We start from the raw sequence: 25177 nt of genomic DNA on the forward strand, positions 1-25177 counted from the left end.
GACCGGTCAACAGAGGAAGTGGGACGACAGGTGTCTGTTCCTACTATCCTCTTGAAGCAAGTCATCGATCAAGCGGTCGCGGCGCAGAACGTCACCGCCACGCCCGCTCAGGATGGTGTCGCCGCCAATGCGACGAAGACGTCCAGCGTGGTGTCGCCGTATTCATAGGCCAAGAAGATCGGCTGCATGCTGCTGCAGAAAACCACACCATCGCGTCCGGCGCGAAACGCCGTGGGAAGCCCCATCTTCAGTTCAACATCGTCCAGCCGGCGTTTCACTCCGCCGACGACCATGTTGCCAAGTTCGCCACAGGCGTCGATGACCAGCTGGTCAATTTCCTCGGTCGATTCGCCGCTGATCGCTTCGGTCCACTGAAGCGCCGCGCTACGACTGAGGCACAGTCCGATGCACCCGTTCAATTCACCGCTCAAACTGACGGTGATTGTCAATGGAGACCGGTCGACGGTCGTCGCGGCTTCTTCGACGTGCGGGACGTCGCTGGAAACTTGACGAACCGTTCCGCCGGTCATGGTTTCGATGACATCGCGCAAGGATTCATCGGCGGCCTCGGAAATCGCAGCCGATCGCTGTACATCAATCGCAACAGACATTCACAATCCGGTGGGGTTGAAAGGTGCCACGGTATGGATCGCCAAGGTTGGGCGAATACCGAGTTTGACCGATCCCCGATCTGCATTTGGTGAGCATGGACGGGGATCGAATCAACGAACGGAGAAACGCAACGACGGCCTCAGGCCGTTTGCGGATTCGGCAGAACACGTTGCAATTTCAGTTGCAACATTTCCTGGTCAAAAGGCTTGACCAAGTAATCGTTGACACCCGCTTGGATCGCCTTGACCACCTGAGACTTCTCCGTCTCGGTGGTCACCATGACGATCGGGTGCTTGTGTCCGGCAGCACGAATTTTCTGGACCAGTTCCAACCCATTCATGTTGGGCATGTTCCAGTCGGTCAGTACCAAGTCGATATCCGATCCGTCACCGAACATGGCCAAGCCTTCGACGCCGTCGGCCGCCTCGACCACCTCGTCAATCCAAAGTGAGTGGAGTCCACGTGCAATGATCTTGCGCATGACCCCCGAATCATCCACTACCAAAACTTTCATCGATGAAATCCTGCGAGCAGTTCTATGTGATGCGTCCAGCGGTACTTCGCGTTCGACGCGCAGCGGTGCGTTCGCGAAGCCAGACAAACCTAGCTCGGGATATTTGGCGATGAGCCGAAAGAAAACGACGAATTCTCGAATTCCGCTGCGAAGATCATTGGATGGATCTCCGGTGCAATTCGCTGTCGTTGATGAGGCGGGGATCGCAGGGGACTGTTTGGAACCTACTGCGAAAATCCTGGGTTGCAAAATTGTCGCAGGCCTGTGCTCAGAAATATCGTTCGCCAGGGGGTGGGAACACAACGACTGGGCGAATCGTTCGGGATGTGCCGTGGTCAGACTTTCCAAGCGAAAGAATCCGTTGTGGTTCCGGCACGCAATCGCAGGGGTCCGCCCTTTTCTGCACCTATAGGACTGTAGGCAGGCACTGGCAGTTCGACGGTCGCACCAAGACCGCGGAGCTTTGACGCACGGGCTTGCCTGCACAGGGGACAAATCAGCACGGGCAACGCGATCGGGTCGTGACGTGACATCGATCGATCGCAAGCCGAGCGACAAACGCAGGGTCGCACGTGCACGTGGGGTTAGTCAGGCAAGTCATCGCTCAGGTGACGGCCACCAACGTCTGGGGAAGCAGAAGAAATGAACGACGGTGATTTGGTTGCAGAGTTTGTCGAAGAGGCTCGAGAACATCTCGGGTGCGTTGAGATGCAACTACTGCAGATCGAGGCATTGGGTGCCGACATCAACGACGACTTGGTCAATACGGTGTTCCGATCCATCCACAGTGTGAAGGGGGCCGCCGGTTTCCTTGGTCTGAACCAGATCAATCAAGTTGCCCACCGGTTGGAGAACGTGCTGGGACGCGTTCGTGACCATCAACTGGTTCCCGACCCCTTCAATGTCGACGTGATGCTGAAAGCTGCCGATCGTCTTTCGACCATGATCGAAGACATCGACCAAAGCAATGCAACCGACAACGCGGAACTGTGTGAAAAGCTGGACCAACTGCTGGCCGACGCCCCAACGGAAACTCCCGTCGAAGCCGATCAGCACTCGTCGCCCGACGACGTCGTGGTTCAAGACGACGCCGCCGAAATCGAAGCCGAAGCTCAAGCGGACGCCGAAGTCAAACCGGCATCAGGACGTCGGAAATCCACACGACGCAAGACGAGCACACGAAAGAAGGCGACGCCACGGAAAAAGACCGCCAGTGCCGCCAAGGCGGATCAGCCAGCGAACGAATCGGTTGACGCCGATGCGTCCAAGGCCGATACGGACGAAAAAGATCGTGATGCGGCCAAGGGTGCCGAAACCATGTTGGAAACGGCATCGACCGGTGTCGCGGCAGCCGCCAGCGCGGGATCTAAACGCGGGGCAAAGGCCGCCCGCGCCGCCGACGGAAAGCCGGCCGGTTCCAGCAGCCCGGAAGCAAGCATTCGCGTCGGTGTTCGCGTCCTGGACCGGCTGATGAACCTTGCCGGCGAATTGGTCCTCAGCCGCAACCAACTGTTGCGAGTGTTGGCACAACAGGGGACCGACACCGTTGCCTTGGATTCGATCGCCAGTGGTCTGGATCAGGTGACCACCGAACTGCAAGAAACCATCATGCAGACGCGGATGCAACCGATCGGCAACGTGTTCAACAAATTCCCGCGGGTCGTTCGTGACTTGGCATCGTCGCTGAACAAGTCGATCGACCTGCAGATGGAAGGCACCGAGGTCGAAACCGACAAGACGATTGTCGAAGCCATTGCGGATCCGTTGACTCACCTGGTACGCAATTCCTGTGACCACGGCATCGAAACCCCTCAGGTCCGTGAAGCGGCGGGCAAGCCGTCCACCGGAACCGTGTTGTTGCGGGCCTATCACCAAGCCGGCAAGGTAATGATCGAAATTCGCGATGACGGTGCGGGAATGGACCCGGACGTCTTGCGAAACAAGGCCGTCGAAAAGGGGGTCATTTCTGCGGATGCGGCATCACGAATGAGCGATCGCGATGCGGTGAATTTGATTTTTGCACCGGGCTTTTCCACCGCCGGTCAGGTGACCGACGTCAGCGGTCGCGGCGTCGGTATGGATGTCGTGCGAACGAACATCGAAAACATCGGCGGCAACGTCGAAGTCGAATCCGAACTCGGTCGTGGCAGCGTGATCCGAATCACCTTGCCGCTGACATTGGCCATTGTGCCATCGATGATCGTTTCGTTGGGCGAACGACGTTATGCCCTGCCCCAAACAAATATCGTCGAATTGGTTCAAACCGATGGGAAAGAAAAACGCATTGATCACGTCGGCAACGCGGAGGTCCTGCACCTGCGTGGCGCCCTGATCCCGTTGGTTCGTCTGGCCGACATCTTGTCACTGCCACCCGCGGACGAATCCGAAGAACCGAAATCATCCGTCCAGCAAGATGACCAGATTGTGGTCGTCGAATCGGGACGTGTCCGTTTTGCTTTGGCGGTTGATCGTGTGTTGGACAGCGAAGAAATCGTCGTCAAACCTCTGGGACGCCACCTTGCCAATCTGCCGCTGCTGGCCGGTTCCACCATCCTGGGCGATGGTCGTGTTGCCATGATCCTGGATGCGGCCGGGATCGCTGGATCGGTCCAGTTGTCGCTGGATGCCGAAAGTCAGGATGACCGCGGTGATTCACACACCGATGGTGAATCCCTGATCGACAAGCACCGGATGGTCCTGTTGTCGGTCAGCAAGGACGATCACTTTGCATTGCCGATGGACATCGTCAGCCGCATCGAACGGGTGGCGGTGACCGATATCGACAATCTGGGCAGCCAAATGGTGCTGAAGTACCGCGGCGGAACGTTGCCATTGGTAACGATCGACAGTGTCGTTTCGGTGACCGAGGTCGACCAGACCGACACGGTGCATGTCATTGTCTTCAAGGTGTACGGCCACGAAGCGGGATTGGTCGCGCCCCACTTGAACGACATCTGCGAATGCTCGATCAGCCTGGACAGTGACCGGGGGCGTGAACCGGGGGTGGCCGGGATCACCGTGATCGAAGAACAGTCGACTCGTCTGTTGGATCTGTACGGTCTGACCGAACTGGCACGCCCCGAATGGTTCGAAGGAAACAACGAACTGGATGCCGATCGTCCGGCCGAATTGCTGGTCTGTGAAGACAGCGCGTTCTTCCGAAACTTCTTGGTCCGATTTTTGGAAGACGAAGGCCACAACGTGACCTCTTGCGAGGACGGCGAAGAAGGGTGGGTCGCCCTGAACGAAAACCCACAGAAGTATGACTTGTTGGTCACCGATGTGGAAATGCCCGAACTGGATGGCATCGAACTGACACGTCGAATTCGCGGGTCCGAAAACCTGAGCCACCTGCCCGTCATCGCGTTGACCAGCTTGGCGGATGAAGCATCCACCAAGCGTGGCTTTGAAGCGGGGGTTAGCGACTACCAAGTCAAGATGAACAAGCCCGAATTGAAAAGCAGCATTCAAACCCAACTGTCAAAGGTGTTCGCAAAATGACTGACCAATTAACAACCGATGCAGCGGATAGCGAGTCCAAGATTCAATTGGTCACGTTTCGCGTGAATGACATCCTGCTGGGGATCTCGATCGACTGTGTTCAAGAGATCAATCGTTTGCTGGATGTCACGGCCGTGCCCGGTGCCAGCCGTCTGATTCATGGCGTGGTCAATCTGCGTGGCGAAGTCGTCACCGTGATTGATGCCCATCAGTTGTTCGGCGTTCGGTCACAGACCAACCCCGAGAATCAACGGAACTTGGTTCTGCGGGTCGATGGCGAACAGATCGGCATCCTGGTCGACGAAATCGCCGACATCCTGACGATCCGGCAATGCGATTTGTCGCCACGTCCGTCCAACCTTCGCTCGGTCGACCGACGTTTCATTGATTCGGTCTTCCTGACCAGCGGCAGCATCGTCGTCGTCCTGGACGCGAGCAGTCTGGTCAATGCGATTGACCAATCGGACAAGGCAGAACCGGCTTTGGCCTGAACAACAACACTCTGATCGTCCGGTCATCGACGGGGCGATCTTTCGAATGAAAACAAACTTGCGATGGTCATTCGGCTGACGTTGTCGAACATCGCGTTTTGGAATTTTGCGTCTCCCCACAACGCAGGAACTTCTGATGAAAGTCTTTCGATCGTTCGCCCTTCGCGGGCGTCTAATGTCCGCATTTCTTGTTTGCGGACTGGCACCAATGTTGGCCGTTTCTGTTTGGAACGCGATGTCATCGCGCAGCGGGAACGCACGCCTTGCTGAGCAGGCGAATGACGACCTGCGTGACAAGTTGGAAGCCCAACTGTCAGCGATTCGCGATCTGAAGAAACAAGAGATCGAGGACTACTTTGGCACCATCGAAAACCAAGTGGTGACGATGAGCCAAAGTCCCGCGATCGTCGACGCGATGGTCGAATTCACCGATGCTTTTCATCGCAACGCGGTGGAACGCGACTTGTCCGATGATGACTTGGTGGCGATGCAACGCGATCTGGCCCAGTACTATCAAGTCGACTTTTCGCAAAAGTACCATCTGGAAAACGATCAGCGCGATGCCGATGCAATGGCACGCTTGAATCGTTTGCCGGGCTACGCCCTGGCCATGCAGCACGCCTACATTGGTGCGAACCCACATCCGCTGGGTGAAAAGTCGAATCTGGACAATGCGGAAACGGGCACCGAGTACGATCGTCTGCACGAAAAGTATCACCCCAGCATTCGTGATTTCCTGGAACGATTTGGCTACTACGACATCTTTCTGGTCGATGCCAAGACGGGCAACATCGTCTACAGCGTGTTCAAGGAACTGGACTATGGCACCAGCCTTAGTGATGGCGCGTTCGCCGATACCAATTTTGGACGCGTGTTTCAGCAAACGGTGAAGTTGAATGACACCAGCCAAAGTCTGCTGGTCGATTTCGAGTGTTATTGGCCCAGCTATGAGGCACCCGCCAGCTTTATTGCCAGCCCCATTCGAAACAACGACGAAACGATCGGTGTCTTGATTTTTCAAATGCCGGTCGACCGTATTAACCAGTTGATGGCCCGTGATTCGGGACTGGGCCAAACTTGCGAAACGTTGATGGTGGCGGCGGACGGTCGCCAACGTTGTGATTCGCGGGTTTCACCCCAACAACACAACCTGGTGAATGCTTTTCGCGGCAAACAACAGCCGATCCATACGTCCCTGGTTCAGCGAGCGTTGACCGGCCAAAGTGGCGTGTGTGATACGGCCAACTATCTGGGGACCGACGTCGTCAGTGCTTATGCACCGCTGAAGTTGGGTGGGTTGGACTGGGCGATCATCACCGATGTCGGCCGTGATGAAGCCTATGCATCGATCAACAGCACATTGGCCATGACCAACGACATCCAAAGTGCGGGTGTCTGGAATTCGATTCTGGCATTCGTGTTGGCATCAATCGCAATCGGTGGCTTTTCGGTTTGGTTCACGCGAACCCTGACGGATCCGATGCACGCAACGGTCGAAAGCCTGCAGCAAATTGCCGAAGGCGATGGAGACCTGACCCGCCGATTGGACGAAACCCGCTTTGGCGAATTCGGTGAAATCGCACGCAGCTTCAATCGCTTTGCCGACCGTTTGCACGGCATGATCACATCGCTGGCACAAAACGCCAGCACGCTGAACGATACCAGCGAACACCTGAGCCAATCGGCACGCGATCTGAGTGCCGGCGCGCAGCAAAGCAAGACGCAATCGTCGGCCATGGGAAGCGCCGCGGAAGAACTGTCGATCAACATGCAGGGCATGGCCGATAGCACCGGCGAAATTTCCAGTGGAATCGAAGGCGTTTCCCGAGCGGTCGAAGAAATGCGTCAGACCATTCGCGAGATCGCCAGCAATGCGGAGCAGTCCGCGGATGTGGCCGGTCAAGCCGCCGATGCCGCGCAGCAGTCCAATGAAAAAGTCGGTGGCATGGGAATCGCCGCCCAAGAAATCGGCAAGGTCATTGACGTCATCCAAGACATCGCCGAACAGACCAACCTGTTGGCACTGAATGCGACGATCGAAGCGGCCCGTGCGGGTGAAGCCGGACAAGGGTTCGCGGTCGTTGCCCACGAAGTCAAACAGTTGGCGATGCAAACCGCCACGGCCACCGATGACATTCGTCACCGGATCGAAACGATGCAACGCAGCACCGATGACGCGGTGCAGTCCATCCAGGCGATCAGCGAAGTGATCGACCGAGTCAACCAACTCAGTCGTTTGATCGCATCCGCTGTCGAAGAGCAAAGCATCACCACCGAACAGATTGCCGAACACATCGGCGGAACGGCCGAATTGGCCAGCACCGTCGCCCGTGGTGTTGCCGAATCGGCAAACGCCAGCCGCGAAATCACTGAAAACATTAGCCACGTCGAAGGCGTGCTGAACGATACGGTGACCAACGCGTCCGCCAATGCGGACAGCGGCGAACAGTTGTTGCAACTGGCCGACGACATGCAACGTTTGGTGTCGCAGTTCAAGTTGTCCGAGTCTTCGCAGCCGAAAAAGTTTGCGGCCAACGCCTAGTGCGTTTGGCTTATCGATGAAAGATCAATCCATGTCCATTTCTGCACTTGTTGTTGACGATTCGCTTCTGTTTCGCAAAGTCGTTCGTGACTGTCTGGCCCAAATCGGTGACGTCGAAGTCATCGGCGTCGCGGGGGACGGCAAAGCGGCGGTCGAAAAGATTCGGCGATTCCGACCGGATGTTGTCACGCTGGATGTCGAAATGCCCGGCATGGACGGCTTGGCGGTCTTGCGACAGATCAAACGCGATCGTCTGCCGACCAAGATCATCATGCTGAGCGCTCTGACCGAACGGGGCGCCGACGCTACGACCGAAGCGTTGTCGTTGGGGGCATTCGATTTCATCTTGAAGCCCAGTCACGGCAGCCCGGAAAAAAACCTGGCCGACCTGAAAGAACAGCTATCCCAGCGGATTTCCGCGGTTCGTCGGCGTCCGACATCGGCATCCAAAACGATCAAGCCTGCCATTCCGCGTTCACCGCGAACGGCCATGGTCACCAAACGTGCCGTTGCCAATCCATCGCGGCGTGCCGCCGGTTTGATCGAAGCGGTTCTGATTGGCATTTCCACCGGAGGTCCCAAGGCCCTGCGAGCGTTGTTGACGCAACTGCCCGCCGATTATTCGGTGCCGATCATCATTGTCCAACACATGCCTCCGATGTTTACCGCGTCGATGGCCCGCGACATTGATCGTCATGCCAAGTTGGACGTGGTTGAAGCCGCCGACGAAATGCCATTGGTCGGTGGGACCGCCTACATCGCGCCCGGTGGCAAACACTTGGAAGTGCACCGTGTGGCCGGTTCGCTGCGGGCACGTGTCACCGACGCGCCACCGGAACGCAACTGCAAACCCAGCGTCAACGTGATGTTCCGATCCGCCAGTGATGCCACCGGTGGAAGAGTATTGGGGGCCATCATGACCGGCATGGGCGATGACGGTTTGGCGGGATGTCAACACCTGCGAAATGCCGGTGGAACCGTCTGGGCCCAAGACGAAGCGTCGTGCACCGTTTTCGGAATGCCGCGCCAGATCATCGAAGCGGGATTGGCCGACCGCATCTTGCCGCTGAACCAGTTCGCGGATGCTTTAATTCAGACCGGACAGAAACGGTTGGCAGTTTGTCACTGATCCGCAGCGGACATCGCACAACGGTCAACCGCCGGCCATTTCGACGACAGCATCACGCATCGAAATCAACTCATCCATTTCCTTGACACTTCGTACCAACACCATGCAAGCAACTGTGGAACGGCATCAATTGGATCGCGTTCGCGGATTGGCGAAACAATTGTGTGGCATCCATTTGGATGGATCCAAGGACTATCTCATTCGACGTCGCCTGAATGAGTTGATGGTGGATGAAAAAATCGACAATCTGCAAGACTTGCTGGCGTTGGCCGAAGCCCCGTACAACCGCAAGATCCGCGAGCGGATGGTGGATGCGCTGACCACACACGAAACGCTGTTCTTTCGTGACAAGTCACCGTTCGACGCGCTGACGCAGCACATCATTCCGAAGCTGTACCGCGAAGCCGTCGGTCGACCAAGATTGCGGATCTGGTCCGCGGCCTGCAGCACCGGTCAAGAACCCTACAGTCTTGCGATCGCGTGCCTGGAATCGTTGCCCGAACGGTCCCGGTGGGATATCCGCATCGACGCCTCGGACGTCTCGGTTGGTACCGTGGAAGCCGCCAAGCGTGGAAGGTTCCAGAATTTCGAACTTTCGCGTGGTTTAAGCCCACAGCAGCAAAGCCGGTACTTTCGTCGCGAAGGCAATGATTATCGAATCGTTGACGAAGTCCGAGGAATGGTGAACTTCCAAGTCAACAATCTGCTGACATCCACGCCGCCCGGTCATGACTATGACGTGATCATGTGTCGCAACGTCGCGATCTACTTCACGCCGGCCGACCGACGTCGGATTTATCAAAAGATGGCCTCGGCGCTTCGGCCCCAGGGCTCTTTGTTTTTGGGGTGTAGCGAGGTGCCCACCAACGTCAGCGACCTTTTCAAGACGGTCCCGCTTGGACGCGCCACCAGTTATCAGCGGATCGGCTGATCGTTTGGATCTGGATCGGTGACACGCTGGACCATCGATTGATCGTCCGGCGGTGTGTCCCGCACGTCGGATGCCACATCACGGTCGAACGCATCAACATGGTCCGAATCGTCATCGCGGGGGCGGTCTTCGTCGCGTGCCGGTTCGTGCAACCACCACGGGATGGCCAAAACGCATGCGGCCGCCACAATCATCACCCAGGGATGCCCCACGCTGCCCGGCCACCACGTAGCATTTTCGGTGGCGGCCCAAACGGTGATTTGAATCGACGTGGCAATTGGCAGTGTGACGGCGAACCGACCCAGTGCGTCAGCCCAACGCCTGGGAATCAGCAACGCCAGCAGCGATGCCGCCACCAATACCGACGGCAACGCCTGCCATCCGACGATCACAGCGGGCACGGCGATCATCAAGATCAAGTCGACCAAGCGTCGGCTACTGTCGGCTAGCGGGCTGAGTTTCAAATCTGCTTGGTTGCACAAACCTCGTGCCAGCGAACGTCCCGCGAAACCCGCGGCCGCCAATGCCGTCAACAACCGTGCGGCGGCATCCAGGATGCCCGCATTGTTCTGCCAATTCTGTGACACCAGCGATGCCGCATCGTTGATTTGGTCGATGCGATAGAAACGCCAGTCGACGACCAGCAAGCTGGGGAACATCAATGGGATCACCAACAGTGTGATCGCAGCGAATGTGACCAACCGCGAGGGCAAGCGGTTGCCGTCGAAACGGATCAGACCGAACGCCCAGCCGATGGAAAGGCCGACGACTTGAAACGCCAACAAGTACCAAACGTCGGGATCGACCACACGGCTGTGAAGAACGCTGCGGGCCGCGTCGATGGCCTGGCCGGGCGGGCTGAATCCGTGGATCACCGCGATGCCGATCGACGTCAGCGACAATCCCACCGCCGCTTCGACAATCGGGTATCGCGGCGAAATGGGCAATCGGCACGTCCGGCATCGACCTTGGACCGCCATCCAGCCCAGCACCGGGAAATTGTCGCGGGCCAACAACTGGGTGCCGCAACGTGGGCAATGCGATCGCCCGCCCAAGCCACGTCCCAGCGGCATTCGCCAGGCGACGACGTTCAAGAAACTTCCGATCGCCGATGCCACCCACAGCATCCAACCGACGATGACCACTTCGACCATGCGCGGAAGGATCAATTCGCCGATGCGAAAGTGCGGATGCGCGCGTTGAATCCACCACGCACCGCCCCACACGTAAACCGTGGCGATTGCCAGCAGGGCAAAGATCGTTGCCCAGAACATCCAGGGGACGCGGGACCATCGGAATCGTCTGTGTCGTGCGGCCAAGCCTGTCTGAACCGAATGAAGAATGGTGCGAAATGGAACAGGAACGGGCGGAATCAAGTGAACTTTGACGGCCCGGATGCTGGTGGTGTGAATTTGACCAGCCGATAAGCTCAGGTGGAAACTGATTGTATGCCAACCCGGTCGCCACTGAACCGCCCATGTCGATTCCGCCGATTCGCCACCGTCACGTCAATGAGCATCCGGTTCGCAAGGACGGTGATTATGTGCTGTATTGGATGATCGCGTTTCGCCGAACCGGCTGGAATTTTTCGCTTCAGCATGCCGTGGATCGGGCGAATCAACTGGGCAAGCCGCTGTTGATCTTTGAACCGTTGCGGACCCGGTATCGCTGGGCCAGCGACCGGTTGCATCGGTTTGTGATCGAGGGCATGGCGGATAATGCGGCGAATTGTCAGCGTCAGGGTGTGGCCTATTTTCCGTATGTCGAACCGGCGCCGGGCCGCGGGACACCCTTGCTGCATCGATTGGCCAAGCGGGCTTGTACGGTGGTGACCGACCAGTACCCGTGTTTCTTTCTGCCCGACATGATCCGCGCGGTCAAAGATCGTATTCCCGCACGGTTGGAACAGGTCGATTCCAACGGGGTGATTCCTTTGGCCCAACCGGATCGGTTCTTCACGGTCGCCCACAGCTATCGACGTTGGATGCAAAAGAACGTCATCGATTCGTTATTGGCGATGCCCCGGGAACAGCCGCTAACTGACCTGCAAAACAAACAGGCGGATGCGGATTCGTTGTTGCCTGCGGGGGTGAAACGCCGCTGGAAGGCTGCCGATCTTACGGCGTTGCTGGGCGACGGCGGGCTGGCCGAAATCCCGATCGACCACGACGTTCGGCCCAGCCCCACGGTTCGGGGTGGAAGTGTCGAAGCGAACCGGCGATTGGACACGTTCCTCAAGCAGCGGTTGTCGGACTATGACGAACTGCGGAACCATCCCGACGAACATGCAACGACGGGGCTAAGCGCGCATCTGCACTTTGGTCACATCGCCGCCCACCAGGTGGTCCAAGCGATCTTGGATCATGAATCTTGGACTCCCGATCAGGCCGGGGCGGCCAACGGCAAGAACCACGGGTTCTGGAACACCAGTCCGCCGGCGGAAGCCTTGCTGGATCAAATCTTGACCTGGCGTGAAATCGGGTTCAATCAAGCTTATCAGCGTCCGCAGACCTACGATCGACTGGAATCGTTACCCGATTGGGCGCAGAAGACGATTGCTGAAACTCGATCGGATCCGCGACCCTACTTGTACACGTTGAAGCAATTTGAAAACGCCCAAACGCACGACGAACTTTGGAACGCCGCCCAGCGTGAACTGGTGGAAACCGGTTTGATGCACAACTACATGCGAATGTTGTGGGGCAAGAAGATTTTGCACTGGACCGAAAACGCCCAGCAGGCCTTGGATTTCATGATCCACCTGAACAACAAGTACGGCTTGGACGGGCGGGACCCCAACAGCTATTGCGGGATCCTGTGGGTGCTGGGACGAACCGATCGGGCGTGGGGCCCCAAGCGTCCGGTGTTCGGAAGCATTCGGTACATGACCAGCGACAGCACCCGGCGAAAATTGCGGTTGGGAAAGTATTTACAACGATTTGGTGATTGAATCGGCCGTCGGGCTGGACGCGGCGCAGTGTTTGAACCGATGTGGGCTCCGGTGAATTGGCCTTCGAGCCGGAGTGACGATGACGTAAAACGTTCCGATTGTTCGCCTGACAAACGCCATGTGCGGCATAATCCGGCGTAACAAGACGGATTCGCCACCGCCCCGTCGGCCGACGAATCGATCGAAGACTGTGATGTGGGTGATTGGGTGATATTCAAAGCGATTGCTGTGGCCGTGGTGCTGTTGGTGTTGGCAATGGCCGTTCTGGCGGTGGTTTCCCGGCGGACATTCATGCGGGCGATTTTTCGTCCGGTGCTGTCACTGCTGTACCGCAAACGTGTTGTCGGACTAGAGAATCTGCCCCGCGACGGCGGGTGTGTGGTGATCAGCAACCACATCAGCTGGATCGATGGCATTCTGATTCTGTGGATGCTGCCGCGAAATGTGCGTTTCGTCGTGGCCGCCGAAAACTTCAACGGCGGCGTCATGCAGTGGATTGCGGGGGCGTTCGATACGATTTTGATGTCGGCCAGCCCTAAGTCGATCGCGCGGGCGCTGAAATCGGCACGTGACGGATTGCACGACGGCGACGTCGTTGGTGTGTTTCCCGAAGGCTCGCTCAGCCGGACCGGCCAGCTTCATGGATTCAAACCGGGCATCAAGAAAATTCTCAAGGGCACCGACGCCCCCGTGATCCCGATGTGGCACGAGGGGATGTGGGGCAGCGTGTTCAGTTTTTCGGGCGGCAAGTTCTTTTGGAAATGGCCACGCCAGTTTCGTCGCCAGATCACCCTGTACATCGGCGAACCGTTGGCAGCCGATACGCCGTTGGATGTGATGCGGTCGCGGGTCCAAGATCTGGGGGCGCGGGCCAGCGTCGAAACGCGTCGCCGGTACCCCGTTTTGCCCAGTCGAGTGATCCGCGTTTGGCGTCGACGCGGCCGGCGTATGCAGGCAGCCGATTCCACCGGCGTGGAAGTCGGCGGTCGTGCGTTGCTGACACGTGTGTTTGCACTGCGTCGTGCACTGCGTCGCGAGATTTTCGATCGCGATGAAAAGTTCGTCGGCATCCTGTTGCCGCCCAGCGTTGCCGGGGTCGCGGTCAACGTGGCTTTGGCGATGGACCGGCGGATCAGTTCCAACCTGAACTACACCGTGACCAGCGATGTGTTGAATCATTGCACCGAATCACTGGGCGTCCGGCATGTGCTGACCAGTCGTAAGTTCATGGACAAGTTCGATTTTGAACTGTCCGCCGAAACGGTGATGCTGGAAGACTTGCGTGACAAGATCACCACGATGGACAAGGTGGTCGCATTCATCCAAGCCAATTTGATCCCCGCGGTGCTGCTGGATCGAATGCTGGGGCTGAATCGCATCGATTCGGATGATCTGTTGACGGTCATCTTCACCAGCGGATCGACCGGAATGCCCAAGGGCGTCATGCTGAGCCACGCCAACATCAGCCACAACGTCGACGGGATCGAACGGTTGGTCCGCTTGGATTCCGAAGACAACGTGTTGGGCGTCCTGCCGTTCTTCCATTCGTTCGGCTACAGCGTGACGTTGTGGGCCGTCAACACCTTGGGCCCCGCCGGCGTTTATCACTTCAACCCGTTGGATTCCAAACAGGTCGGCAAGCTGGCCAAGCGATATCACGCGACAGTCTTGCTGGGCACACCGACGTTCATGCGTGGTTACCTGCGTCGCGTCACCCCAGATCAGTTTGCCGATCTGGACGTCGTCGTCGTGGGCGCCGAAAAGATGCCGCCGGACTTGTTCGATGCGTTCGAACAGCGATTCGGTGTCCGGCCGATCGAAGGCTATGGGGCCACCGAACTGAGTCCCCTGGTTGCGGTCAACATTCCGCCCAGTCGATCCGCCGCCAAGCACCAACGCGACCGACTGGAAGGTTCCGTCGGACGACCATTTCCCGGGCTGGGCATCAAAATCGTTTCACCCGATGACGGTCACGAATTGCCCGCGGGCGAAGACGGCATGCTGATCGTGTCGGGACCCAATGTGATGCGGGGCTACGCCGGACAAGACGATTTGACCGCCGAAGCAATCACGTCGGGATGGTACACCACCGGCGACATTGCGCATGTGGATGCCGAAGGCTTTTTGCACATCACCGGACGGCTCAGCCGGTTTTCCAAGATCGGCGGCGAAATGGTTCCGCACGTTCGGGTCGAAGAAGTCTTGCTGGATTTTTTGGAGTCGAATCAGGCCGATGCACCGGAGCCCAGCGATGGGCATCCCGATGTCCCGCTGTGTGTGACTTCGGTGCCCGATGAAAAGAAGGGCGAACGCTTGTTGGTGCTACTTGCCCCCGGTGTGATGAATGAAACAATTCATCCCGATTCGATGCGCAAGGCTTTGACCGACGCGGGGTTGCCCAATTTGTTTGTTCCGGCCCGTGACGCATTTGTGGAAGTCGATCACATTCCGCTGCTGGGCACGGGGAAATTGGATCTGAAAGGCGTCAAAGACAAAGCGGTGGAACTGTCCGGCAGTCCCGTGTCATAGCGATGCATCGGTCGGGCAAGCCGTGTCATGCCTTTTGGTGGATCACCGGTTTACGTCGACGCGGATAGACTTCGCGACAAATCGGGCAAACCGTACCGTCACAACCACGAGCGGTGCAGTGTTCCCGACCGTAATAAATGATTTGTAAATGCAGTTCGTTCCAGCGGTCACGTGGGAACAGTTTCTTCAGGTCTGATTCGGTTTGTGTGACGTTCTTGCCGTTGGTCAAACCCCAACGCTGAGCCAAGCGATGGATATGCGTGTCGACCGGAAATGCGGGTTCGCCGAAGGCCTGTGCCATGACGACGCTGGCGGTCTTGTGCCCCACGCCGGGCAGCGATTCCAACGCATCAATCGAACCGGGGACCTGGCCGTCGTGCCTGTCGATCAAGATCTGTGACAAGGCGGCCAGATTTTTTGCCTTTGATTTTGACAGCCCCAGCGGCCGGATGATCTCCAAGATTTCCGCTTCGCCTAGATCACGCATGGCCATCGGATTGCCCGCCACGCGGAACAATTCCGGGGTGACTTCGTTGACTTTTTTGTCCGTGCACTGCGCGCTCAATACCACCGCAACCAACAGCGTGAATTCGTCGTGATGATCCAGTGGGATGGGTGGGTTCGGGTACAGATCCGCCAACCGGCGATCGATGTGTTCGGCCCGTTCTCGTTTCAGCAAGGTCGTTAAATCGTCTGGGGGTAGGCGGCCATCGGCGATGTCTGGCAATGGCTGGCGGCAATGCATCTAAGAAACGTTTTCTAGACGCTTTTGAATATCCATGGCCAGTTCGTCGGCCTGTTGTCGCATTCTGTCTTCGTTGGATTCGAATTGTTGCTGAAACGTCTGGTCCAGTTCGGCCAGTTTTTGCTTAAGCGTTTCCTGCTTGTCCTTTGTCGACGCTTCGATCTCCGCTGCGACGGCTTGTTTTTGTTCTTCCAGCCATCGATCGATGACCGCCAAGTCTTTGTCTCGTTTCTTGGCCAGGTCACTGGCTTCCAACTGGTGAATCGAAGCGGAAACACGCATCGCTTTGGCTTTGGCGTGTTCCACCGCCGCGATCAGGTCACAGGCATGGTTTTGATGCGAAGCCATCTTTTTTTGAAGGGGGCCGATGGTCGCAAAGTGGGCGGCGATGCCGATGACCAGGGCGGCCACGAACGTGCTGCCCGCGGCAATTGGCGAAGCGTCCGCGGTGAACAGAAGTAGCATCGCCAACAAAAGACCGATGACGATGCCGCCGATCGGGAACCAAAAGTGATCGTGGATTCGCGTGATTCGCAGACCGTGCAGTTCTTGGTTCAACTGCTCGATGCGCGCCGTCAGGTCGTGCATGGATTCGACCGACTGGCGGATGGAATCAGGGGGGCGCAGTTCCAAGCGACCGTAGGCGGCGGCGTCTTCGCGGACTTCGCCGAAATCGGTCCCGTGCTGGTGCATCCAGGATCGCAGCGGTTCGATGGCGGCCGCGGCCCGGTGGTGCGCCTGGCGAATCGCTTGGTCGTCCTTTTGGCGTGCGCTGCTGGGGGTGTTTTTTTCTTGATCAAATCGCGACAGAACTTCGATTCGTCTTTCTTCGGCCTGACGAATCAGCGGTTCACATTTTTGTTGAACCTGTCGTTTGACCGAACCGGCCAGTTTGGCCAATTGCCCGCGTAGGGCCAGGGTTTCGGTTTCGTAACGGTCGATCACCGCCTCGCCGGATTCGTCCCAACGTTTCAGCATGGCCCGGCGGTCTTCGCGGCATTGCCGCATCACGGCGGCTCGTTGGGGATTGGGCGATTCAGACATCGGACCCTCCGGTCGGTACCGCTAGCCGATTCGGCCGGTGCCGCTAGCGGATCGGGCGAAACGTGCACGGCAACTCCCGATTGTACCTGTTCGCAGGTGCGGTCGTGCCGAATCCGTCTTGACCCCGACTCCGACCGACCCGTAGTGAAACACCGAACACCCGCAACGAGCCGAATCGATTCGGCTTTCCGGCACGCTTGATTGTGCCGGACGCGGCAAGATCATCGCTAAATCACCTACCCATCTCCGCGTACGGCAGGACACCGTTTCCATGTTGAAGACCTTGCTTTGCCTTTCTCTGGTTCCGGCCACCCTGCTGTTGGTCGGATGTGGCTCGGACGAACCTGCCGCATCGGTGGCCCAAGCCGCCGCACCGGCGAACGCCGCGAATAACGGCTCCGGTACGCAGTCCGCCGCCGAATCCCAACAAGCCGAAGCGGTCGTCAGCCAATTTCTGGACCGCATTCGTCGTGGGGCCGGACAAGCGTCAGCCGAAGAATTGCTGACCAATCAGGCTCGCAGCGTCATCAGCCGTTTCGGCGGCGTGCAAAGCCTGGGGGCTCCGGACGCTCAGTTCGTGGTCACCCGCAGCCAACCGGCGCCCAGCGTCGAAGGAGAACCGGCCGGACAATCGCTGTTGGTCCACACCGTCTGGGCCGAGCCCGTCACAGCGGAAGACGGTGCCGAAAGCGTTGAAAAAACACAGGTCGTCTGGGCGGTTCAGCAAGAAGCCGGCCAGTGGCGGATTTCCGGCATGGTGATCGAATTGGTCCCGGGCGAAGCCCCGACGGTCATTGATTTCGAGAATGAACAGCAAATCGCGACACTTTTTGGCGGTGGCACCAGCACCGATGAAGTTGCCGAAGCGACCTCGGAATCGGTCTCCCGCTGACCCCGACTTCCGGAGCCACCAAGAACCACATCAGGCGGCGTATCGGTCGGTCGATCGATACGCCGCTTTTTTTCGTGCGCACTGCCCTAAGTGCGGCCAAGTGCTCCTTGGGGGTCTGTTTGCGGGGTCGTGGGCAACCTTGCTAAGTTTCCCTACGTCATGATCGTCGTCAAAACGGGGGCCAGCGGTCGGTGGTGCGTCGGCCCTTTGCCGGTGATTCGGATCGGGCCATGTCCCCGCGTCGATCGTTTTCCGCGATTGCCCCCCATGGTGGCGGCGGACGATGGGCTGGCGGCGATTGACTTTCCCTTCGCCAGCATTATCGTACAGGCAACATTGCGCAATCCGAAAAAGCTGTGCATTTCGCCTGTTTTGCCTGTTTGCAACGATGGTGGGTCGCGATGAAACACTCGCATTGCCCTGAATGAAGTCGGGTCCAGGAGGCAGGCCCTCATTTCCCCGTTCGTGCGACACGAGTTCGCCACGAGAAAGTCCGATCCAATTTGGGAGACAGTTAATGCGTCGTAGTTACGTGATGATCGCGATGGCAGCCATGATTGCTGCATCGCCCGCCTTTACCGGTTCCGCCGATGCGTTCGGCTTGTTCAAGAAGTTGATGGCCAAGAAGAGCGGCTGCTGTGCACCGGCACCGAGCTGCTGCGAACCCGCGCCGGAACCCGTTTGCTGCGAACCCGCCCCAGAGCCGGTTTGCTGCGAACCTGCGCCGGAGCCCGTTTGCTGTGAGCCCGCACCGGCACCGAGCTGCTGCGAAGCCGCCCCGGTCGTCGAGCCCGTCGTCAGCGATTGCTGTGGCGCCGCTCCCGTTGTCGAAGCCGCACCCGTCGTCAGCGATTGCTGTGGCGGCGCTGTGGTCGAAGCCGCCCCGGTTGCCGTCGAAGGCACCGTTGTTGAAGCTCCCGTTTCCGCGGAAGGTTTCGATCTGGCTCCCGGCGAAACTTTGGTCCCCGGCAGCGTCGTGATCAACGAAGCCGCAACGGAAGAAGCTGCTGAAGCTCCGGCCGAAGAAGCCGCTGCTGACGAAGCTGCTGCTGACGAAGCTGCTGCTGACGAAGGCGAAGTCCCCCCGGCACCCGCCGCCGAAGAGGCTGCTGAGGAAGCCACCGAAGCTGCCGAAGAAGCCGTCGACGCTGCTGAAGAAGCCGTCGAAAGCGCCAGCGATGCGGCTGCCGAAGCTGTGACCGGCGATGCACCGCCCGCTCCGCAACCCGATGCCAACACCGACATCTGATCGGTTGCGCATCCGCTTGCCGGATTCAAACATCGCAAACCCTCGCGACGATTCATTTCGTGGCGAGGGTTTTTTGTTTGTCACAACAACTTCGCCGGGGCTGGAGGGTGGCGATCGGTTGTCGGGGGCTTTGCGACCAGCACGGTGGCAAGCTGACGCTCGGGCCGTCATAAAGGGCGGCAACACAAATTTGCCCGCCGGTGACTTTTCCAAGATCACCCATTTCCAAACCCGCCTACGATGGAAGGAATGATATCGATGACCCAATGGCCGATCGGAGTATTTGCATCGGTGGATGCCGGACTGGGCGTCGCCTGGGAAGTGATCGAACAATTGGGCGTGCCGACGATCCAGCTGCACGCACCGCATCCCGGTAACCGTGATGCCGATGCCGCCAAACGCTTGGCCGACAAGCTGTCATCGATCGACGTGAAGTGCACCGCGGTGTTCGGTGGATTCGAAGGCGAAAGTTATGCCGACATTCCGACGGTCAGCCGCACGGTCGGTCTGGTTCCGCCGTCGAGCCGTGAAAGCCGCTTGGCGGAAATGCTGGAGATCGCCGATTTCGCCAAGGCCCTGAACTGCGACGCGGTCGCCTTGCACTTGGGGTTCGTGCCGCACGAGCCCAGCGCCGATGGCTACGACGCGATCGTCGATGTGACGCGTCGGTTGTGTGATCACTGTGCGGGCAACGCCCAGTACCTGCACTTGGAAACCGGCCAGGAGACCGCCGAAGGCTTGCTGACATTCATCGATCAGGTGGGGCGCGAGAACCTGAAAATCAATTTCGATCCGGCCAACATGATTCTCTATGGCACGGGAAAGCCACTGGATGCGTTGCGTCAGGTCGGCGGCCACGTGCGCAGTGTCCACTGCAAAGACGGCACCTGGAGCGACCAGCCGGGGGAAACGTTTGGTGCCGAAGTGCCGCTTGGGCAAGGCGATGTCGACGTGCGGCAGTATTTGATCACGCTGAAGGAAATCGGATACGACGGTCCGCTGACGATCGAACGTGAGATTCCCGAAGACCCCGAACGTCAGCGGGCCGAAATCGGCGCGGCGATCGACCTGCTGACAAAGTTGCGCCAGGAAATTCTGTAGCCGTCCACGCGGCCGGCGGGTTGACCGTTACCAGACCAGCGGCTGGTCGGATTCGGTCATGCGACCGGCCGGACGAATCCCGCTGCCTTTGTGACCGGTCAGTTTGTCGCCAAGGTCATCGCGAACGGCCTGGGCGGCCCGCTGCAACTGGGCGACGACATCCGGATGGTCTTCGATCACGTTGTTGGTTTCGCCGACATCGGAATCCAAGTCGTACAATTCCAACCCGCTTTTGCGCGACGAATAAGCGTTCGGGAAACCGCCGGTTCCGCCGGGCTTTCCCGCCATCGTGCGATAGTTGTGGGGGAACACCAACTTGAATCGTTCGTTGCGGATCGCTTGCAGTTCGCCGCCCTTGTAATAGCAGGGGTAATACTGGTGCGGTGACTGATCGCTGGTTCCCGTCATCAAGCCCTGGATGTCTTTGCCGTCGATTTTGTGGTCGGGCAATTCGGCACCAATCATCGCGGCCACGGTTGGCAACAAGTCGACGGTGGCGGCCAATTGTTCGCACGTGGTGCCACCGGGAATCGTACCGGGCATCCGCATCACAGTGGGTTCGCGATAGCCGCCTTCCCACATCGTGCCCTTGCCTTCACGCAGCGGACCGGCGGTGCCGGCGTGATCGCCATAGGACAACCAGGGGCCGTTGTCGGACGTGAACACAATCAGCGTGTTTTCGGTCTGGCCGATGGATTCGACGGCTTCCATGATCTGGCCGACCGACCAGTCGACTTCCATCACCACGTCGCCGAACAGGCCGGCGCCGCTTTTGCCTTTGAAGTCGTCGGAAACATACAGCGGCACGTGCACCATCGGGTGCGGCAGGTAAACAAAGAATCCGTTGTCGCGTTCACGCCGGATGAATTCGACGGCACGTTGCGTGAAGGCTTGGGTGAATGTTTCTTGGTCGGCCGGCTGGACGTCGGCGTTGACAACGCGGACGCCCGATTCGGCGGTACCTTCTAGCAGTGGCAGCGGTGGCCAATTGCTTTTGGCGTTGGGGTTTTTCTTTCGCTTTTCAACAACGGCCGGGTGCAGCGGCCACATGTCGTTGCTGTAGGGAATTCCAAAGTATTCGTCGAACCCGTGTTGGACCGGCAGGAACTTGTGGTGATGTCCCAAGTGCCATTTCCCAAAGCAGGCGGTGTCGTAGCCTTGCGACTTGCAGATTTCCGCCAACGTGACTTCGTCGGCGTTGATGCCGATTTTGGACGCCGGCCCGAGTGCCCCCGCAATGCCGATCCGACGGTGCAGGCACCCGGTCATGATGGCCGAACGCGATGCCGAACAGACCGCCGATGAGACGACGAAATCGGTGAAGCGGCGACCCTCGGCGGCCATCCGATCCAAGTTCGGTGTCGGGTAATCGGTGGCACCAAACGGTCCGATGTCGCCATAGCCCATGTCGTCGATAAAGATCACCACCACGTTGGTCGGGGCATCAGCCGCGGTCGATGGCGGGGCTGCGACAAACGTGCAGGTCAAAATCCAGGCGGCCAGACAAACCGACCGGGCAATTCCGAATGGGGGACGGGCGAAAATGGAAGCGGTCATGGTGGGAAAGTTACCTCAGCGGAGAGATGCGGGAGGGCGAAGGCCATCCGAGGCGGGCGGGAAGTCGTCAGTGTATCCGCTGTCCCGAGAGCACGCGAAATTCGGGCGAGGCGAGCCGGCGCGGCCAAATGGGCCGTGTTCGATGGATCGGGCAACGGCGCTTCGTTTCTCGCACCGTACACGAGTCGACGTTCAACCAGTATCTTGGCCCGCAATGCAACTTCGAAACTTCGACGCCGGGTGTCTGTCGTGGCGGCAGTCCTGCGGAGCGATGGCAGCTTGGGCGGTTCCCTGAGAACCCGCGAGCGTGATCGACGACCGAGGACTGAGACGGGCCGAATGAGGGGTCGAATTGGTAACCACAAGGCGTGTTGGAATGAATCAGCTAGTCAGGATCCTGTTGGGGATCGTTTTTGTCGGGTCGCTTAGTTTGGCGGGCCTGCCGGTGCGCGACGCCGTCGCCCAGGAAGCTACGGCCCAGGCCGCCGAGACGGGCGAAACTCCGGAAACCGCAGCGGCCGAAACCGCGGTTGATCTGCAGGATTTGCAGGCCCAAGTCGAATCCGCCGCATTGGCCGGTCACAACGCATGGATGTTGACCAGTTGCGCGCTGGTCCTGTTCATGACCGCCCCCGGGCTGGCGATGTTCTACGGCGGGTTGGTCCGTCGCAAGAACGTGCTGAGCGTGATCATGCAGTGCATTTTCTTGATGGGCATGATGACCGTGCTGTGGGCCTTGGTCGGCTATTCGCTGGCGTTCGGCGGCGATGGTGCGTGGATTGGAAACCTGGATCACGTTTTCATGAACGGCGTCCAGCGGTTCTGGAATCCCGAGACCGGTGCACCGGAAACGCCGATGTTTTCGCCGGAGTTGCCGTTGCTGACACACATGTTGTTCCAGGGCATGTTCTTCATCATCACACCGGCACTGATTTGTGGTGCGTTCGCCGAACGGATGAAGTTCGGTGCGATGGTGGTGTACTCGATCGTGTGGGGGCTGTTGATCTATTGCCCGCTTTGCCACTGGGTTTGGGACGGTGGCATTTTGGCGTTCGGTTCGGACGTGGGAATCGCCGGCGGTGCGTTGGACTTTGCCGGCGGGACGGTCGTTCACATTTCCAGCGGCGTCAGTGCATTGGTGGCCGCAATGTTGATCGGACCGCGGATGGGTTATCCCCGCGAACCGCTGCAGCCACACAACCTGACCTACACCGCCCTGGGCGCGGCGATGCTGTGGTTCGGATGGTTCGGCTTCAACGCGGGCAGCGAATTGTTGTCCGATGAATTGACCAGCAGTGCGTTCGCCGTGACTCACTTTTCGGCTGCCGCCGGTGCCGTCGCTTGGGCTGTTGCCGAATGGTCGGTTTTGGGTAAGCCGACCGTGCTGGGGGCCAGCAGTGGCGCCGTCGCGGGCTTGGTCTGCATCACGCCAGCGGCCGGCTTTGTCCAGCCCATGCCGGCGCTGCTCATGGGGGCCTGTGCCGGATTGGTCTGCTACTGGGCCTGTTCCAAACTGAAGCACATGATCGGCTATGACGATGCGTTGGACGCGTTCGGCGTGCACGGTGTCGGCGGAACGCTGGGCGCCGTCTTGACGGGCGTCTTTGCCAGTCGTGCATGCTGGGACGTGGCCGAGGGTGAAGCGATCGGCCTGATCGAATCCGGCGGCGACTTCACATTGTTGATCGGCCAAATCGTGGCCGTGCTGATCACGTTTGTCTTCGCCGGCGTTGGCAGTTTGATTCTGTTGAAGCTGATCGATGCGGTCATCGGATTGCGTGTGTCTGCCGAAAGCGAACAACGCGGCCTGGACATCATCGACCACGGTGAAGAAGGCTACACGTTCGCCTAAATCGTGCGATGACGCCCTCGTGTGTCGTTCGGGGGCGTCGAACACCCGTTGCAAATATCGACGCCGAACGAAGGTTACTTTCGTTCGGCGTCGTTGCATTTGGGGCCAGGCCGTTGGCACGTTCGACATGCCGCATGGCATGATGACACGCGGCGGTCAGTCCAATCGGAATCGCAGGCCGGCCGCCGTGGTGACGATCATCAACACCGCCGCGGTACGAAGGGCAAACGCGACATCCGTCTGTTCGGCGACGAAACCCCACAGGATGGAACCCAGTGTCATCGATAGCGCCAGCATCGTCAGATAGCTGCCCATCCCGCGGGCCCGCATCCGTTGCGGCAAAGTGATCTGTGCCGTGGTGTTCAGCGACGTCAGTGTCATCATCCAACAACTGCCCAACAACAGCATCACTGGGACCACCGTGGTCACCGAGCGGACCTGCGAAAGACACCACAAACCGACCGCAAACCCGGTCATCGCCACGGCAACGGTCTTGTCACGTCCCAAGCGATGATCGATTCGCGGCAGCACGCCCGCGGCGGCAACTGCGCCGGCACCGATCAGCCCGTACAACATGCCGAACCCGCCGGCATCCCAGCCCAATTGCTGGCTGACCACCAGCGGCAATAGCGACCACATCACGCTGGCCGGCAAGACGAACAGAAAGACGCTGGCCAGCACGTTTCGCATCCGAACCTTGCGCATGATGTACCGGATGCCGTGACGCACCGACAATGCGAACGACTGGCCACGCGACGACTCGGTCCCGCGACGTTGCCAAAGCAACAGCACGACGATCACGCCGGCAAACGAAGCGGCATTCATGGCAAACGCGATCCAAACGCCCAGGCTGGCGATCAGCAATCCGCCCACCGCCGGACCGACGGCCCGCGCCAAATTGAAACTGATACTTCCCAGCGCGACCGCACGCGACAATTGGTTGCGTGGTACCAGTTCCGGGACCGACGCTTGCCAGGTGGGGATGTGCAACACCATGCCCAGCCCGATCAAGAACGTCAGCGCCAACAATCCCCAGGCGGAAATCAGATCCGCTGCGGTCAACATCGACAACGTCGTGGCGATCAACAGCAAACTGATCTGGGTCACTAACAACAGTCGTCGGCGATCGATTCGGTCGGCCAATGCACCGGCGGGAAACGCCAAAAAGACGATCGGTAATGACATCGCCGTTCGGACCGCGGCAACCATCTGAGGTTCGGGGGCCAAGTGCGTCATCAGCCACCCTGCCCCGACTTCGTGAATCCAAGTGCCCAAGTTGGATGCGATCGACGCGAACCAAAACGCACGAAACAACCGAATGCGCAGCGGCGCCCACGGGCTGATGCGAACCGCCGGTGCAATCGTGCTGGTGGACAAAAGGTTCCTGGTTGGGCTAGTGGTTCAAGTGTTAGGGGGCGAAACTTTCGCCGGTCGCGCCGCCGTCATGTTAGCGCTTTGACACCCCGTTGGGACCCGTGAATGTGGATTCGGGTTCGCCGTCCGCCGTCGTCGTCGCCAACGGCAATTCAAACGCCCTC

The 25177-nt window shown here is 58.9% G+C and carries 18 protein-coding genes; 11 read left to right on the forward strand and 7 right to left on the reverse strand.

The window, feature by feature from the left end; translation table 11 throughout:
- Nucleotides 1–107: 107 nt before the first annotated feature.
- Both Mal65_RS02065 and Mal65_RS27410 read right to left on the reverse strand, forming a co-directional pair.
- Nucleotides 108–611, reverse strand: coding sequence for a chemotaxis protein CheX (locus tag Mal65_RS02065; protein ID WP_145293203.1), 504 nt, complete (start codon nt 609–611; stop codon nt 108–110).
- 140 nt (nt 612–751) lie between these two features.
- Nucleotides 752–1126, reverse strand: a complete 375-nt coding sequence (locus tag Mal65_RS27410; RefSeq protein ID WP_145304550.1) for a response regulator — start codon at nt 1124–1126, stop codon at nt 752–754.
- Between the two features lie 642 nt (nt 1127–1768).
- Here Mal65_RS27410 and Mal65_RS02075 point away from each other — a divergent pair.
- The 5 genes from Mal65_RS02075 to Mal65_RS02095 all read left to right on the forward strand — a co-directional run bounded on the left by Mal65_RS02075 (nt 1769) and on the right by Mal65_RS02095 (nt 9720).
- Nucleotides 1769–4627: a hybrid sensor histidine kinase/response regulator gene (locus tag Mal65_RS02075; protein ID WP_145293205.1), complete on the forward strand. Its 2859-nt coding sequence runs from the start codon at nt 1769–1771 to the stop codon at nt 4625–4627.
- Nucleotides 4624–5118 carry a chemotaxis protein CheW gene (locus Mal65_RS02080; RefSeq protein WP_145293207.1) on the forward strand — a complete coding sequence of 165 codons (495 nt, stop codon included), beginning with the start codon at nt 4624–4626 and terminating at the stop codon, nt 5116–5118. Before Mal65_RS02075 ends, Mal65_RS02080 begins: the two co-directional genes overlap by 4 nt.
- 136 nt (nt 5119–5254) lie before the next feature.
- Nucleotides 5255–7660, forward strand: coding sequence for a methyl-accepting chemotaxis protein (locus Mal65_RS02085; protein WP_145293210.1), 2406 nt, complete (start codon nt 5255–5257; stop codon nt 7658–7660).
- A 31-nt stretch (nt 7661–7691) separates the two neighbouring features.
- On the forward strand, nt 7692–8789 hold the full coding sequence (gene cheB / locus Mal65_RS02090; protein ID WP_165701009.1) for a protein-glutamate methylesterase/protein-glutamine glutaminase: 1098 nt from the start codon (nt 7692–7694) through the stop codon (nt 8787–8789).
- Nucleotides 8790–8892: 103 nt separating this feature from the next.
- Nucleotides 8893–9720, forward strand: a complete 828-nt coding sequence (locus tag Mal65_RS02095; protein WP_145293214.1) for a CheR family methyltransferase — start codon at nt 8893–8895, stop codon at nt 9718–9720.
- Here Mal65_RS02095 and Mal65_RS02100 read toward each other — a convergent pair.
- Nucleotides 9705–10994 (reverse strand): prepilin peptidase, encoded by a 1290-nt coding sequence (locus Mal65_RS02100; protein WP_196784498.1) that lies wholly within the window; start codon nt 10992–10994, stop codon nt 9705–9707. The genes Mal65_RS02095 and Mal65_RS02100 overlap by 16 nt on opposite strands.
- A gap of 203 nt (nt 10995–11197) precedes the next feature.
- On the opposite strand from Mal65_RS02100, the gene Mal65_RS02105 reads away from it, so the two are divergent.
- Both Mal65_RS02105 and Mal65_RS02110 read left to right on the forward strand, forming a co-directional pair.
- Entirely contained in the window at nt 11198–12670 is a 1473-nt protein-coding gene (locus Mal65_RS02105; protein ID WP_196784499.1) for a cryptochrome/DNA photolyase family protein, read from the forward strand.
- Between the two features lie 195 nt (nt 12671–12865).
- Nucleotides 12866–15199, forward strand: a complete 2334-nt coding sequence (locus tag Mal65_RS02110) for an AMP-binding protein (RefSeq protein WP_196784500.1) — start codon at nt 12866–12868, stop codon at nt 15197–15199.
- Nucleotides 15200–15224: 25 nt separating this feature from the next.
- On the opposite strand, the gene nth is transcribed toward Mal65_RS02110, so the two are convergent.
- Nucleotides 15225–15878 (reverse strand): endonuclease III, encoded by a 654-nt coding sequence (gene nth, locus Mal65_RS02115; RefSeq protein WP_145293216.1) that lies wholly within the window; start codon nt 15876–15878, stop codon nt 15225–15227.
- A 66-nt stretch (nt 15879–15944) separates the two neighbouring features.
- Nucleotides 15945–16988, reverse strand: coding sequence for a hypothetical protein (locus Mal65_RS02120; RefSeq protein ID WP_145293218.1), 1044 nt, complete (start codon nt 16986–16988; stop codon nt 15945–15947).
- A 271-nt stretch (nt 16989–17259) separates the two neighbouring features.
- Here Mal65_RS02120 and Mal65_RS02125 point away from each other — a divergent pair, with 271 nt between their 5' ends.
- The 3 genes from Mal65_RS02125 (at nt 17260) to Mal65_RS02135 (ending at nt 20230) form a co-directional block, all read left to right on the forward strand.
- Nucleotides 17260–17880: a hypothetical protein gene (locus tag Mal65_RS02125; RefSeq protein WP_145293220.1), complete on the forward strand. Its 621-nt coding sequence runs from the start codon at nt 17260–17262 to the stop codon at nt 17878–17880.
- Between the two features lie 517 nt (nt 17881–18397).
- On the forward strand, nt 18398–19129 hold the full coding sequence (locus Mal65_RS26885; RefSeq protein ID WP_196784501.1) for a hypothetical protein: 732 nt from the start codon (nt 18398–18400) through the stop codon (nt 19127–19129).
- Nucleotides 19130–19387: 258 nt separating this feature from the next.
- A complete protein-coding gene (locus Mal65_RS02135; RefSeq protein ID WP_145293222.1) occupies nt 19388–20230 on the forward strand; it encodes a sugar phosphate isomerase/epimerase family protein in 843 nt (280 codons plus the stop codon).
- 27 nt (nt 20231–20257) lie between these two features.
- Here the strand turns inward: Mal65_RS02135 and Mal65_RS02140 are convergent, their stop codons facing one another.
- Entirely contained in the window at nt 20258–21787 is a 1530-nt protein-coding gene (locus tag Mal65_RS02140) for a sulfatase family protein (RefSeq protein WP_145293224.1), read from the reverse strand.
- Between the two features lie 376 nt (nt 21788–22163).
- Between Mal65_RS02140 and Mal65_RS02145 the strand changes: the two genes are divergently transcribed.
- Nucleotides 22164–23639 carry an ammonium transporter gene (locus Mal65_RS02145; RefSeq protein WP_145293226.1) on the forward strand — a complete coding sequence of 492 codons (1476 nt, stop codon included), beginning with the start codon at nt 22164–22166 and terminating at the stop codon, nt 23637–23639.
- 156 nt (nt 23640–23795) lie between these two features.
- On the opposite strand, the gene Mal65_RS02150 is transcribed toward Mal65_RS02145, so the two are convergent.
- Nucleotides 23796–25016 (reverse strand): MFS transporter, encoded by a 1221-nt coding sequence (locus tag Mal65_RS02150; protein WP_145293228.1) that lies wholly within the window; start codon nt 25014–25016, stop codon nt 23796–23798.
- Nucleotides 25017–25177: the final 161 nt, after the last annotated feature.

Source organism: Crateriforma conspicua (genome assembly GCF_007752935.1).
Lineage (GTDB): Bacteria > Planctomycetota > Planctomycetia > Pirellulales > Pirellulaceae > Crateriforma > Crateriforma conspicua.

Bases quoted from the DNA above. Each gene is read 5' to 3' on its own strand.
- Mal65_RS02105 (WP_196784499.1), top strand. From the start codon at position 11,198: ATGTCGATTCCGCCGATTCGCCACCGTCACGTCAATGAGCATCCGGTT.
- Mal65_RS02065 (WP_145293203.1), bottom strand. From the start codon at position 611: ATGTCTGTTGCGATTGATGTACAGCGATCGGCTGCGATTTCCGAGGCC.
- Mal65_RS02095 (WP_145293214.1), top strand. From the start codon at position 8,893: ATGCAAGCAACTGTGGAACGGCATCAATTGGATCGCGTTCGCGGATTG.
- Mal65_RS02140 (WP_145293224.1), bottom strand. From the start codon at position 21,787: ATGACCGCTTCCATTTTCGCCCGTCCCCCATTCGGAATTGCCCGGTCG.
- Mal65_RS02135 (WP_145293222.1), top strand. From the start codon at position 19,388: ATGACCCAATGGCCGATCGGAGTATTTGCATCGGTGGATGCCGGACTG.
- Mal65_RS02100 (WP_196784498.1), bottom strand. From the start codon at position 10,994: ATGTTCTGGGCAACGATCTTTGCCCTGCTGGCAATCGCCACGGTTTAC.
- Mal65_RS02080 (WP_145293207.1), top strand. From the start codon at position 4,624: ATGACTGACCAATTAACAACCGATGCAGCGGATAGCGAGTCCAAGATT.
- Mal65_RS02120 (WP_145293218.1), bottom strand. From the start codon at position 16,988: ATGTCTGAATCGCCCAATCCCCAACGAGCCGCCGTGATGCGGCAATGC.
- Mal65_RS27410 (WP_145304550.1), bottom strand. From the start codon at position 1,126: ATGAAAGTTTTGGTAGTGGATGATTCGGGGGTCATGCGCAAGATCATT.
- cheB (WP_165701009.1), top strand. From the start codon at position 7,692: ATGTCCATTTCTGCACTTGTTGTTGACGATTCGCTTCTGTTTCGCAAA.
- Mal65_RS02075 (WP_145293205.1), top strand. From the start codon at position 1,769: ATGAACGACGGTGATTTGGTTGCAGAGTTTGTCGAAGAGGCTCGAGAA.
- Mal65_RS02085 (WP_145293210.1), top strand. From the start codon at position 5,255: ATGAAAGTCTTTCGATCGTTCGCCCTTCGCGGGCGTCTAATGTCCGCA.
- Mal65_RS26885 (WP_196784501.1), top strand. From the start codon at position 18,398: ATGCGTCGTAGTTACGTGATGATCGCGATGGCAGCCATGATTGCTGCA.
- Mal65_RS02145 (WP_145293226.1), top strand. From the start codon at position 22,164: ATGAATCAGCTAGTCAGGATCCTGTTGGGGATCGTTTTTGTCGGGTCG.
- Mal65_RS02125 (WP_145293220.1), top strand. From the start codon at position 17,260: ATGTTGAAGACCTTGCTTTGCCTTTCTCTGGTTCCGGCCACCCTGCTG.